This window comes from Pseudokineococcus sp. 5B2Z-1 (assembly GCF_037482305.1).
GTDB lineage: Bacteria > Actinomycetota > Actinomycetes > Actinomycetales > Quadrisphaeraceae > Pseudokineococcus.
Genome location: NZ_JBBHZG010000007.1, coordinates 105,072 through 117,170, shown reverse-complemented (window position 1 = coordinate 117,170; position 12,099 = coordinate 105,072). Strand labels below are relative to the sequence as shown.

Sequence of the window (12,099 nt, the reverse complement as noted above, 5' to 3'; positions counted from 1 at the left end):
GGGCACGGCGGGCCCGAGGTCCTACCGTTCGACCCGTCCGCAGCAGCAGCCGGCCTCGGAGGTCGCGGTGTTCGGTCCCGGCACGTACTCGGAGCGCGAGGTGCTCGTCGGGCACCTCGAGGAGCACCTCGACGCGCTGCGCGCAGCGGCGCACGGCCTCACCGAGGAGCAGGCGCGCGCCACCCCCTGCCGCAGCGCTCTGTCGGTCGGCGGGCTCGTCAAGCACGTGGCGCACGTGCTCGGCGGCCGGCTCGTCGCCGACGGCGCGCCCACCCCGGAGGACCGGGCCCGCTTCGCGGCGAGCTTCGCCCTCGGCGACGACGAGACGCTGGCCGGCGCGGTGGCCGACCTCGACCGCGTCCGCGCCGAGCTCCTCGACCGCTGGGGCAGCACCGACCCGGGCGGCGACGCGCTCGAGCCCCCGGCGCCGTGGTTCGGCCGGACGGAGCCGACGCCGTCCGTCGAGCGCTACCGGATGGTCCACCTCGTCACCGAGGTCGCCCGGCACGCGGGCCACGCCGACATCGTCCGCGAGCAGCTGGACGGCGCGAGCAGCACCTCGCTGCTGGCCGCCGTCGAGGGCTGGCCGGCCAACGACTTCGTGCAGCCGTGGCGGCCGCCCGCCGAGGGATGACGACGGGGCCCCGGCACTACGGGGCCGGACGCCTCACCAGGCGATGCGCCCCAGCTCCGCGCGCAGCGCCGCCCCTCGCCGGGGCGAGACGTGCTCCACCCACGACACCCGCCCCTCGAGGTGGGCGCGGAAGCCCTCGCCCCGGCTCTCCCGGTCCTGCGACGCCGGGCCGTGCCGCACGCAGTTGTGCAGCAGCGCGCGCAGCGCGTCGGTCTCCCGGCGTCCGGCGCCGGGGCGGCCGTTGACGACGACGCCCGTCACCGACTGCCGCCGGTGGCGCGGCTGCACCCGCGTCTTGGCCTCGTTGACCCGGTAGCCCTCCTCGCGCACGACCCGGCGGACGCCGTCGAGGAGGGCGCCCGCGCGCCGGGCGACGTCGTCGTCGCCGGAGAGCACGAGGTCGTCGGCGTACCGGGTGTAGACGGCCCCGCAGGCCGCGGCGTAGGACGACAGCCGCACGTCGAGCCGGTGCGCCGCCAGGTTGGCCAGGTGGGGTGACGTCGGCGCGCCCTGGGCGAGGTGCGGCTCGGCCAGCCACCGGCGCAGGAGGTGGCGGTCGGCGTCGCGCCCGCCGGGCGGCATCGCCGCGAGGACGCGGACGGGCGCGCGGGTCGTGCACAGGCCCGTCAGCACGTGCGCCACCGCCTCGGGGTGGCCGAGGGCGCGCAGCACCCGGAAGACCCGTCCGGCGGTCACCGCGGCGAAGAACGCGGTGAGGTCCGCGCGCACGACGACGGCCCGCCCGACGTGCGCGCGCGCGCCGCTCAGCACCCCGCGGCCGGGCACGAACCCGTGGGCCGCGTCGTGGGCTGGGAGCCCCGCGAGCACCGCGTCCAGGACCGTGCGCTGAGCCCGACGCAGGCGCGGCGAGGGCACCTCGAGCAGCCGGGGGACGCGGCCGGGCCGCTCGACCCAGCGGTAGCGGTGCAGGTGCAGCGGGCCGGCGGGGGCGCGGCGCTGGAGCCCCCGGACGTCGGCCATCCAGTCGAGGTGCCCGACGTCGAGGCCGAGCAGGTCGGCGAGGTCCCCGACGTCGTCGAGCGGCGCCGTCGGCCAGCGCGACCCGCCCGCGCGCGTGGCGACGACGGGGCGCGAGAGCACGGGGAGCGGGTGGCCGCGCCGCTGCGCGCGCTGCTCGGCCCGGGCGAACGACGGGGCGTCCGCGACGACGGCACCGAGGTACCGGGGCGCGTCGCGCGGCGGGCGCGGGCAGGTGGCCAGCACCTCGTCCGCGAGGGCCGGCAGCCAGCGGCGCCGCGGCCCCACGACGCGCGCCGCGGCGCGCGCGAGGGCGGCGGCGTCCCACGCGCCCTCGGCGAGCATCGCGTCGGCGAGGGCCTGCGCGACCGCGGGTCCCGTCGTCACGAGCCGGCGGGCCGCGTCGACGTGCTCAGCCCGACGGGGGCTGCGGACCCCGGCCGACCGTGCGTGTGCTGCCGGGGTGCGGCGGCTCCCGGCGACCTGTCCCGTCGTGCGGGCACCCGGCCGCGCGGAGCGCGGCGCGGTGCCTGCGGCGGGGTGCCGATCTCCTCCTGCAGCGCCCGGGGTAGCCCCGGACCCGCCGTCCCGGCTCGCGGGTCGGCGACCTCGCCGGGGAGCCACCGCACGCCCGCCACGCTAGCGACGAGAGCGACGCCGGCGACGCACCTCGTCGACACTCCGCCCTCCAGGAGTCCTCTGAGGGGCACTTCGTCGACACATCGCCGTTCACGGCGCGCCTCCCGGCGCACGTCGTCGACACATCGCCCTCCGAGGGCCCTCGTCAGGGGCACGTCGCCGACACCTCGCCCCTGGTGCCCGCGCCCCCGCCGGAGCACACTCCGGGCCGTGCCCCGCGAGCTGCAGGTGACGGTCGACTGCGCCGGCCCCGGGCGCCTGGCCGCCTTCTGGGCGCAGGCGCTCGGCTACGAGGTCCAGGCCCCGCCCCCGGGCTTCGCCTCGTGGGAGGAGGCGCTCGCGGCGATGGGCGTGCCGCCGGAGCGGTGGGACGACGCCTCCGCCGTCGTCGACCCGTCGGGCGCCGGCCCGCGCGTGTACTTCCAGCGCGTGCCGGAGCCGAAGCGGGGGAAGAACCGGCTGCACCTCGACGTCCGCGCCGCCCCGGGACTCACCGGCGAGGAGCGGATGGCGGCGCTGGAGCAGGAGGCCGAGCGGCTCGTGGCCCTCGGCGCCACCCGGCTCTCCCGCCACGAGCCCCGGCCGCCCCTCGACGCCGGCCACGTCGTCATGGCCGACCCCGAGGGGAACGAGTTCTGCCTCGACTGAGGGGCCGCCGATCCCACCGCCGGCGCAGTCGCGCGCACACCGACCTGCGGAAGGGGCGGTGACGCACCGTCGTCGCAGGGCAGAGGCGCGCGCACCCGCCGAACGAGGCGTTGCGCAGGTCGCCGTGCGCCACGTCCTCGACGGAGCCGCCGGGCTCAGGCGGACCCCGCCTGCTCCGCCGCCCACGCGGCGACCCGGCGGGCGCTCTCCTCCTCGGACAGGTCCTCCACGCGGGACATCACCGACCACCGCACGCCGAAGGGGTCGAGCAGCGAGGCGTAGCGGTCGCCCGAGACGAAGGTCATGAGCGGCTCCCGCACCGTCGCCCCGGCCTCGACGGCGCGGGCCACCAGCGCGTCGGCGTCGGAGCAGTAGAGGCCCAGCGAGTAGCAGGCCCCCTCCTCGGGCGCCGGGACGAGGCCGAAGGCGGGGCTCGGCTCCCCCAGCTGCAGGTGGCCGTGCCCGAGGTCGAGGTCGGCGTGGACGACGACGCCGCCCATCTCGGTGACGTCGACGACCCGCGCGCCGAAGGCCGTGCGGTAGAACTCGACCGCCTCCGCGGCGCCGCGGAGGGCCAGGAAGGGCGTCAGGCTCGTCGCGCCGTGCGGGACCCCGTCGGTGGTGTGCTCGCCCGTCACGCCGGGGCGCGGGATGTCGGAGGGGCTGTCGTCGGTGGGCTGCTCATCAGGCATGGCGCGACCGTAGGGACGCCGCCGCACAGGCGTCTTGGAGATCTGCGACGACGTCGGGAGGGTGCGGTGGCCGACCTCGAGGACCGGCGCGGGGTCCTGTTCCCGGGGCGCCTGCCCGTCTTCGCGCGCGAGGCCGCGCCGCCCCGGCTCGCCGACCGGGTCCGCTGGTGCTGGGTGCCCCGCTGGGACCTGCCGCCGGGCGAGGTCTCGCGCCAGCACCTGCTGCCCTTCCCGGCGGCCAACCTCGTCGTCGGGCCGGACGGGGTGGAGCTGGCCGGGCCGACGACCCGCGCCTCCCACGTCGACCTCGTGGGCACCGGCTGGGTCGTCGGGGCGCTGCTGCGCCCGGCGGGCCTGGCGGCGCTGCACCCGCGCCCCCGGGAGGTGCGCGACACGACCGTGCCCGTGGCGGCGCCGGACCTGCAGCGGGACGTCGCCGCGGCCATGGCGCGCCCCGACGAGGACGCCGGCCGCCGGGGCGCCGTCGCGGCGCTCCTCGCCTGGGCGGAGGAGCACCTGCCCGCCCCCGACGAGGTCGGGCGCCTGGCGAACGCCCTGGAGGACGTCGTCGCGGCCGACCGCGGCCTCGTGCGCGTGGACCAGCTGGCCCGTCACCTCGGGGTCTCGACCCGCGCCGTGCAGCGGGCGGCCGAGCGCTGCATCGGGCTGCCGCCGCTCGCCGTCATCCGCCGCTACCGCCTGCAGGAGGCGGCGCAGCGGCTGCGCGAGGAGCCGGGGACGACCGTCGCGCAGGTCGCGGCCGACCTCGGGTACGCCGACCAGGCGCACCTGGCGCACGACTTCCGCGCCGTCCTCGGCCGCACGGCCCGCGACTACCGCTCGACCTCCCGCGCCGACGGGGACCCCCCACCGCCCTGAGGCGCGGCAGCGGCCCGGCGCCGTGCGCCGTCAGGCGGTGCTGCGCCCCAGGACGGTGCCCGGCACGGCGCCCGGCACGGGGAGCGCGGTGAACCCGAGGCGCGCGTAGAACGCACGGGCCCGGGTGTTCTCCGCGGCGACGCCGAGGTGGACGGCCCGCGCGCCCGCCCGGCGCGCCGCCGCCAGGAAGGCGTGCACGAGCGCCCGCCCGTGCCCGGCGCCCTGGTGCGAGGGCAGCAGGTCGACGTGCAGGTGCGCCGGGTGGTCCGCGAGCTCGGGCACCAGCAGGCGCTCGGGGTCGTGGTGGAGGGCCAGCACCTCCTCGTCGGGCGTCCTCGGCGGCGCGGGCGGCACGGGCCGCCGGCTCCCGAGGTGGGGGATCCACACGTCGCGGTAGTCGCGCACGAAGCGCGCCGTCGAGGCGGTGCCCACGCAGTAGCCGACGGCGCGGCCGCCGTCGTCGAGCACGAAGGCCAGCTCGGGCTCGAGGTGCAGGTAGGGCCCGAGCCACACGTCGCCGAGCAGCTCGTCGTCCCCGTGCCGGCCCCGCGCGTCGCCGCCGGCCGCGCCCGTCCGCACGCAGACGTCGTAGAGGGCCGCCCGGTCCTGCTCGCGGTAGGGGCGCACGACGGCGGCCGCGGGCCCCCCGCTCGCGGCACCGGCGGCCGAGGCGCCGGCGGTCAGCTCGTCACCGCCTCGACGGCGGCGCGCTCGACGGCGAGGCCGTCGACGTAGCGGCGCAGGTAGGCGTCGAAGCCCGCGACGTCGTCCGGGTCCGGCTCGACCGTCTCGATCCGCGCCCCGGCGACCACCCGCTCGGCGACGTAGTCGGCCAGCGACAGCCCGCCGTCGCGCCCGCCCGCGCGGTCGGCGGCGTAGGTGGCGAGGACGGCCGCGCCCCACGCCCCGCCCTCGGAGGCCAGGTCGCCCACCGAGACCGGCGCACCGATGGCCGCGGCGAGGTGGCGCTGGGCCACGCCCGGCGTCGCGAAGACGCCGCCGTGGGCGAACATCCCGTCGAGGCGGACCCCTTCGCCGGCCAGCACGTCCATGCCGATCTTCAGGGTCGCGAAGGCCGCGTAGATCTGGGTGCGCATGAAGGTCGGCAGGTCGAAGGGCCGTCCCGGCGTCCGCAGGAAGAGCGGCCGGCCCTCCTCGAGCTCGGTGATGGGCTCGCCGGAGAGGTAGTTGTAGGCGAGCATCCCGCCGCCGTCGGGCGCCCCGTCGAGCGAGGCGCGGAAGAGCGCCCCGAAGATGGCCCCGTCGTCGGCCGGGGCGCCGATCGCCGCGGCGAACTGCTGGAACAGGCGCGCCCACGCGTCGAGCTCGCTGGCCCCGTTGTTGCAGTGGACCATCGCGACGGGGTCGCCCGCAGGGGTCGTGACCATGTCGAGCTCGCGGTGCACGCGGTCGAGCGGCCCCTCGAGGACGACCATCGCGAAGATGCTCGTGCCGGCGCTGACGTTGCCGGTGCGCGGCGCGACCGACCCGGTGGCGACCATGCCCGTGCCCGCGTCGCCCTCCGGCGGGCACACGAGCGCACCCGACTGCAGGGCGCCGGACGGGTCGAGCAGCCGGGCGCCGGCCTCGGTGAGCTCCCCCGCGCCCTCCCCGGCGACCGCCACGCGCGGCAGCACGTCGGCGAGGGAGACGGCGACGCCCTCGGGCAGCGCCTCGTCGAGCAGGCGCTGGGCGGTGGCGAGGCGGTCGGCGTCGTAGCCCGGCACGCCTCCGGCGGACGCGACCGGGAAGACGCCGCTGGCGTCCCCGACGCCGAGCACGAGCTCACCGGTCAGGCGCCGGTGCACGTACCCGGCCAGCGTCGTGACGGCCGCGAGCCGGTCGAGGTGCTCCTCGCCGTCGATCGCCGCCTGCACGAGGTGGGCGACGGTCCACCGGTGCGGCACGTTGAAGTCCATCGGCCCGGACAGGCGCTCCACGGCCTCGCCGGTGCTCGTGTTGCGCCACGTGCGGAAGGGCACGAGCAGCTCGTCGTCGGCGTCGAGCGCCACGTAGCCGTGCATCATCGCCGACACGCCCAGGGCGCCGAGGCGCTCGAGGGCGACCCCGTGCCGCTCGCGCACCTGCGCGGCGACCGCGCCGAACGCCGCGGCGACGCCGTCCCAGACGTCCTCGAGCGCGTACGTCCACCGCCCGTCGACGAGCTGGTTCTCCCACGAGGACCCCCCCGAGGCCAGGACCTCCCGGTCCGGCCCCACGAGCACCGCCTTGATCCGGGTCGAGCCCAGCTCCAGGCCCAGGGCCGTCCTCCCCGAGGTGATGGCCTCTGCTGCGTCCGTCGTCATCGCCGGTCCTCCCGCGGTCCTCGTCGTCCGTGCGCCGCGGGCCATCATGGCGGCGAGGACGGCGACGGGGCGCCCCCGGGTCGACCTCGCGTCAGCCCCGGGCCGCGAACTCCTCGGCCATGGCGGCCTGCTGGGCGAGCACCTCGGCGATGCGGGACTGGACGGCGTCCATCCGGCTGATGATCTCGCTCGTCTCGTGGATGCCCGAGGACACCGCGACGCTGCTGGCCTGGATGGTGCGGACCTGCTCGGCGACCCGCTCGGTGGCGGCGGCCGTCTCGCGGGCCAGCTCCTTGACCTCGCCCGCGACGACGGCGAAGCCGCGGCCGACCTCGCCGGCGCGCGCGGCCTCGATCGTCGCGTTGAGCGCGAGGAGGTTCGTCTGCGCGGCGATCTTGGAGATGATCCCGATGACGTCGCTGATGGCCGCCGAGGCGCTCGCGAGCGCGTCGACGTCGGTCGTCAGCGTCGCGGTGCGCGCGACGGCGGCGCCCGCCACCGCGTGCGCGTCCTCCGTGGCGCCCCGCACCTGCGAGACGGTGCCGAGGAGCTCCTGGGCCTTCTCCTCGTCGTACTGCAGGCGGCGCAGGCGCTCGAGGTGCTGCGACAGCAGCTGCTGGACGTTGCGCAGCGCCGAGGCGCGGGACTCCGAGAGGTCGCTCTCCTCGGTCGTGAAGAAGTCCATCGTCGCGACGACGCGGTCGTCGACGAGCACGGGCAGGCACACGCCCGACCGGACGCCGGCGCGGCCGGCGGCGGGGGCGCGGACGCAGTCGGTGAGGCGGCTGAGGTCGCGCACGTGCACGAGGTCGCGCGCCTTCCAGGCCCGCCCGGCGAGCCCGACGCCCTCGGCGAAGGTCGCGGAGCGGGTGACCTGGCGGAACTCGTCACCGGCGGAGCCGGACTCGACGGCGAAGCGCAGCACGTCGCCGTCGACGACCCAGAAGGAGCCGTAGACCCAGCCGAAGGCGTCCCGGACCGTCTCGAGCGCCGTCGTGATGGCCTCCGCCTCGTCGCGGGTCGCGGTGATGCGGCTCACGACCGTCGTCACGGCGAGGCGCGACGCCGAGACCTCGGCCAGCTCGGCGGCCACGAGCGCGCGCTGGCGCGCCTGGGCCGTGATGCGGCCGATGGCCTCCCACTTCTCCGCGCGGGCGCCGAAGAACGGCAGCTGCTCGCGCGTGTAGAACTCCTGGACGGCGACGACGTCCCCGCCCTGCAGGACCGGCAGGGCGCACCCGCCCGTGGCACCGGCGCCCACGGCCGCCTGCCACCGCTGGCACGAGGCGCTCGTGCCGTCCCCGGTCGCGACGACGGGCCGGCGCGTGCGCACGGCCTCGCCGAGCAGGCCGTCGGTGCGGCGCAGGACGCGCGCGCCGCCCGCCGCGGTGGCGAGCGCGCCCACGAGCTCGCCCGCCTCGTGGGCGAGCGCGAGCGAGCCGTCCGGCGTCGGCAGCCACACGGCGCCGTACGTCAGGTGGAGGGCCGGCACGAGGGCCCCGATGATCCGCGCGTGGGCGTCGGCCTCGTCGGCCACGCCCTCGTCGAGGGCGTGGAGCACCTTCTCGAGCGCCTCGACGTCGCGGGGCATCGGCGCAGCGGCAGCGGCAGCGTCGCGGTGTCGTCTCACCCCCGTCTCGTCGTCGCCCGGGGCGCCCGACTTGACCCCCTCGGGGAGACCCGCCCGGGGCCCGCTGCTCCGACCGGGTGACGACGTCCGCCGGCGGCGTCCACCCCGAGGGGGCCGGCGCCCCGCGTCGACGAGCGGGGGCCGCGCCGCGGGCCTAGCGTCAGGCACCCCCCGCGACGGCGCGGGGGTCGAGGAGGAGCAGTCATGAGCATCGTCGACAGGCTGATGGGCACGGCGAAGCAGGCCGCCCGGGGCGGCGCCCGCGGCGCGGCGCAGGGCGCCGGCGGAGCGGGCCGCCGCGGCGGTGGCGCGCCCAGGAGCGGCGGCACGGCGAGGACCGGGGCCGGGCGCGGCGCCGGCGGAGGCGTCGTCGGCAAGGTCCTGCGGGGCCTGCGCGGTCGCTGACCGCGCCGGAGGGCGAAGGGCCCCGCCGCTGCACCGACGGGGCCGCCGGGACGTCTCCCGGCGGTCCCGCTCACCCCCGGCGCCGCAGGCGCCGCTCAGGCCCGGCGCCGCAGGCGCCGCTCGCACCCGGCGTCGAGAGAGGGCCCGTCGTCGACGAAGCCGTGCCGCGCGTAGAGGCGCGCCGCCGCGTCGTTCCCGGACGCCACGGAGAGGACGACGTCGACCCCGGGGTGCTCCGAGGCGGCCCACGCGACGACGCCGCGGACGGCGGCGTCGCCCGCCCCGGCGCCGCGCGCCTCCGGGGACACCCACAGCGAGACGAGCTCGACGACGTCCTCCTCCCCCGGCGCGGTGGCGGCCACGACGCCGACCGGTCCGCCGTCCCGCTCGACGACGAGGTGGAGGGCGACGTCGCGCAGGCGGGCGCGCCAGCGCTCCTCGCGGTCGCCGTCGCCGCTCCACTGCGCGAGGGTCGAGCCGAAGGCCCCCGGAGCGTCCGCGAGCGCCGCCCGGCGCAGCCGGCGCCACAGGCGCCAGTCCTCCTCGCCGAGGCGGCGCAGCCTGAGGCCGGCCGCCGGGCGCGGGTCGGGCTCGGTCACGAGCGCACCAGCGGCGTGAGCGGGGTGGGCGCCCGCCTGTCGTCGTCCACCCCCGGAGCGTGGCACCCACCGCCGACGGCGACCGCTCGGGCGAGCGCCGCGGACCGCTCCGGGGAGCGCCTCGTGTGGTGCCATGGCGCATGACCACGACGAGGTCCACCGCCGTGCTGCTCGCGCTCCTCGCGGCGACCGCGGTCCCCGGGTGCGGGGCCGACGGGGGCGACGGGGGCACCGGGGGCACCGGGGTGGGGCCCGCGATGCGGATGACCGTCGCGGCCTGCGTCGGCGAGGACGCCGACGTCGACCCCTTCGGCTACGTGGCGATCGTCCAGGACGACCGCACGGTCGGGAGCATGGGAGCCCTGTACGACCCGCCCACGTGGATGACCGTGACGACGGGGAGCGGCACCGTCCAGCTCGTCGCGGACGACGAGGTCCTCGACGAGGCCACGGGTGGCCCGGGTGAGCGGGTCGACCTCGCGGCCGGGACGTGCACGGCCCCGGACCCGGTCCCCACCTCGTAGGGCCGCCGGCCGTCGCCACGGGGAGCGGCCCCGATCCGGCCGGCACCGCCCTCAGCCGCCGGTGACCTCCGGCGGCAGCGCGTCGAACCACCCGAGCACCGCCTCCTCGTAGCGCAGCCCGAAGTCGAGGGTCACGAGGTCGACGGGCCGGGCGCCGGCGTCGAGCGCCTCGGCGCGCTCGCGGCGGTACCCCGCGAGCCGGGCGGCGTGGACGGCGCGGTGCTGGGCGACGAAGGACGCCAGCTCGCCCGGGGGGAGGTGGCGCGCGAAGGCCAGGGTCAGGAGCAGCGGGTACCGGATCTGCTCCTCGGCCGGCGGCCGGGCCAGCCACGCGCGGAAGGCCGCGCGACCGTCGTCGGTGAGGGCGTACGCGCGACGGTCGCGGGGGCCGGCCTCCTGCGCGACGACGAGCCCGGCGCCCGCCATGGCCGAGAGCTCCCGGTACACCTGGCTGCGCGTGAGGCTCCAGAAGTCGCCGATCGACCGCTCCGCCGTGCCCACGAGGTCGTAGCCCGACTGCGGACCGTCGTGCAGGAAGCCCAGCAACGACGCCGCCGTCGCGTTGAGCGTGGTCGCCACCGGCCCCTCCTCGTCACCGTCCTCGCACGTCAGCCTTGACGTTCCACAGTAGACGGTGCCACGCTCAGGACTCACACAGTCCACAGTGGACGACGGGAGCCGTCATGGACCTCCACACCGCCCTGCTCGTCCCCCACGTCGTCGCGGGCGGCGCCGGGCTGCTCCTCGGTCCGGTGGTCGTGGCGCTGCCGAAGCGGCGGGACCGGCACGGCCTGGCGGGCCGGGTCCACGTGTCCGTCACCGTCGTCATGACGACGACGGCCCTCGCCCTCGCGGCCCTCGACCCGGGCCGGCTGTGGGGGCTCGCCACCATCGCCGTCGCGACGCTCGTCTGCGCGCTCGCCGGGACGGCGCTGGCCCGCCGCCGCCCGCCGGGCTGGCTACCGGCCCACGTCCGCCTCATGGGCGCGTCCTACCTCTCCTTCGTCACGGCCTTCCTCGTCACGCAGTGGTCGAGCCCGCTCGCCTGGGTGCTCCCCACCGTCGTCGGGAGCCCGCTCATCGCCCTCGCCGTGCACCGCCTGCCCCCGGCCGCGCGTCGGGCCGGACGACCGCGCGACGTCCGCGCACCGGCAGCGGCGGCTCCCGAGGGGTGAGCCGGTCACGGTGGCGTCACGGTCCGCGACGACCACGGTCCGGCGCCGCCGCCGACGACGCCCGCGGTGGCAGAGTGCGCCCACCCCGCACGCCGACGCGCGCGGGCGCACCCGAGCACCGGAGGACCCCGTGAGCAGGACCAGGACGACCGTCGCCGCCGCCGTCAGCGCGCTGGCGCTGCTGGGCGCGGCGGGGTGCGGCGGCGACGACGGCGGGGCCACCGCCGGCAGCGGCAGCACGGGCGGCGTCGAGCTCGTGAGCGACGGCGTCATCACGACCTGCACCCACCTGCCCTACGAGCCCTTCCAGTTCCAGGAGGGCGACGAGGTCGTCGGGTTCGACGTCGACGTCGTCGACGAGATCGCCGCCGACCTCGGCGTCGAGCAGGAGATCGTCAACATCCCCTTCGAGACCATCCAGTCCGGCGAGGCCCTCAACGCCGGGCAGTGCGACGTCGCGGCCGCGGGCATGACGATCACGGACGTGCGCGAGGAGAACATGGACTTCTCCACGCCGTACTTCGACGCGACGCAGGCGCTGCTCGTCCCGGCCGACTCGGGCATCAGCTCCGCGGAGGACCTCGACGGGCTCCAGCTCGCCGTCCAGTCGGGCACCACGGGCGCCGACTACGCCGCCGAGAACATCCCCGGCGCCGAGCTCGTCACCTTCGAGGACCTGGGTCTGCTCCTCACGGCCGTGCAGACCGGACAGGTCGACGCGGGCATCAACGACAACGGCGTGCTCCTCGACTTCGTCGCGGACAACCCCGAGCTCGCGGTGACGACCGAGTTCGACACCGGTGAGCAGTACGGCATCGGCGTCCGCACGGGGAACACCGCGCTGCTCGACCAGGTCGACGCCACCCTCGACCGCATCCGCGAGGACGGCACCTACGACGAGATCTACACCGAGTGGTTCGGCTCGACGCCGGGCGCCTCGTCGTCGCCGTCCCCCAGCGCCTCGGCCAGCTGACCCACGACCCCGCCGGG

General features: G+C 77.7%; 14 protein-coding genes. 7 read left to right on the top strand and 7 right to left on the bottom strand.

The genetic code is table 11. The features are described 5' to 3' along the window. The first annotated feature begins 67 nt into the window (after positions 1 to 67). Positions 68 to 634: a DinB family protein gene (locus WDV85_RS15475; RefSeq protein ID WP_339571483.1), complete on the top strand. Its 567-nt coding sequence runs from the start codon at positions 68 to 70 to the stop codon at positions 632 to 634. Positions 635 to 667: 33 nt separating this feature from the next. On the opposite strand, the gene WDV85_RS15470 is transcribed toward WDV85_RS15475, so the two are convergent. Beyond that, positions 668 to 1,999: a reverse transcriptase family protein gene (locus tag WDV85_RS15470; protein ID WP_339571482.1), complete on the bottom strand. Its 1,332-nt coding sequence runs from the start codon at positions 1,997 to 1,999 to the stop codon at positions 668 to 670. A 462-nt stretch (positions 2,000 to 2,461) separates the two neighbouring features. Here WDV85_RS15470 and WDV85_RS15465 point away from each other — a divergent pair, with 462 nt between their 5' ends. Next, entirely contained in the window at positions 2,462 to 2,899 is a 438-nt protein-coding gene (locus WDV85_RS15465; RefSeq protein WP_339571481.1) for a VOC family protein, read from the top strand. Between the two features lie 155 nt (positions 2,900 to 3,054). On the opposite strand, the gene WDV85_RS15460 is transcribed toward WDV85_RS15465, so the two are convergent. Continuing rightward, complete coding sequence (locus WDV85_RS15460) at positions 3,055 to 3,591, bottom strand: VOC family protein (protein ID WP_339571480.1); 537 nt, start codon at positions 3,589 to 3,591, stop codon at positions 3,055 to 3,057. Between the two features lie 66 nt (positions 3,592 to 3,657). Here WDV85_RS15460 and WDV85_RS15455 point away from each other — a divergent pair, with 66 nt between their 5' ends. After that, positions 3,658 to 4,470, top strand: coding sequence for an AraC family transcriptional regulator (locus tag WDV85_RS15455; protein ID WP_339571479.1), 813 nt, complete (start codon positions 3,658 to 3,660; stop codon positions 4,468 to 4,470). A 30-nt stretch (positions 4,471 to 4,500) separates the two neighbouring features. Here WDV85_RS15455 and WDV85_RS15450 read toward each other — a convergent pair whose 3' ends face one another. From WDV85_RS15450 to WDV85_RS15440, 3 genes are all read right to left on the bottom strand, one after another. Further along, positions 4,501 to 5,097, bottom strand: coding sequence for a GNAT family N-acetyltransferase (locus tag WDV85_RS15450; RefSeq protein WP_339571478.1), 597 nt, complete (start codon positions 5,095 to 5,097; stop codon positions 4,501 to 4,503). A 53-nt stretch (positions 5,098 to 5,150) separates the two neighbouring features. Next, positions 5,151 to 6,776, bottom strand: a complete 1,626-nt coding sequence (locus tag WDV85_RS15445; RefSeq protein ID WP_339571477.1) for an FGGY-family carbohydrate kinase — start codon at positions 6,774 to 6,776, stop codon at positions 5,151 to 5,153. 91 nt (positions 6,777 to 6,867) lie between these two features. Further along, a complete protein-coding gene (locus WDV85_RS15440) occupies positions 6,868 to 8,367 on the bottom strand; it encodes a methyl-accepting chemotaxis protein (protein ID WP_339571476.1) in 1,500 nt (499 codons plus the stop codon). Positions 8,368 to 8,610: 243 nt separating this feature from the next. Here WDV85_RS15440 and WDV85_RS15435 point away from each other — a divergent pair, with 243 nt between their 5' ends. Then, positions 8,611 to 8,811: a hypothetical protein gene (locus WDV85_RS15435; protein WP_339571475.1), complete on the top strand. Its 201-nt coding sequence runs from the start codon at positions 8,611 to 8,613 to the stop codon at positions 8,809 to 8,811. Between the two features lie 95 nt (positions 8,812 to 8,906). On the opposite strand, the gene WDV85_RS15430 is transcribed toward WDV85_RS15435, so the two are convergent. After that, a complete protein-coding gene (locus WDV85_RS15430) occupies positions 8,907 to 9,410 on the bottom strand; it encodes a GNAT family N-acetyltransferase (RefSeq protein WP_339571474.1) in 504 nt (167 codons plus the stop codon). 140 nt (positions 9,411 to 9,550) lie between these two features. Here WDV85_RS15430 and WDV85_RS15425 point away from each other — a divergent pair, with 140 nt between their 5' ends. Continuing rightward, the gene (locus tag WDV85_RS15425; RefSeq protein WP_339571473.1) at positions 9,551 to 9,934 is read left to right on the top strand and encodes a hypothetical protein; all 384 of its coding nucleotides are present in this window, start codon (positions 9,551 to 9,553) and stop codon (positions 9,932 to 9,934) included. Between the two features lie 51 nt (positions 9,935 to 9,985). Here the strand turns inward: WDV85_RS15425 and WDV85_RS15420 are convergent, their stop codons facing one another. After that, positions 9,986 to 10,513: a PadR family transcriptional regulator gene (locus WDV85_RS15420; protein WP_339571472.1), complete on the bottom strand. Its 528-nt coding sequence runs from the start codon at positions 10,511 to 10,513 to the stop codon at positions 9,986 to 9,988. Positions 10,514 to 10,617: 104 nt separating this feature from the next. Between WDV85_RS15420 and WDV85_RS15415 the strand changes: the two genes are divergently transcribed. After that, positions 10,618 to 11,109 (top strand): hypothetical protein, encoded by a 492-nt coding sequence (locus WDV85_RS15415; RefSeq protein ID WP_339571471.1) that lies wholly within the window; start codon positions 10,618 to 10,620, stop codon positions 11,107 to 11,109. 130 nt (positions 11,110 to 11,239) lie between these two features. After that, positions 11,240 to 12,082 carry a transporter substrate-binding domain-containing protein gene (locus WDV85_RS15410; RefSeq protein ID WP_339571470.1) on the top strand — a complete coding sequence of 281 codons (843 nt, stop codon included), beginning with the start codon at positions 11,240 to 11,242 and terminating at the stop codon, positions 12,080 to 12,082. Positions 12,083 to 12,099: the final 17 nt, after the last annotated feature.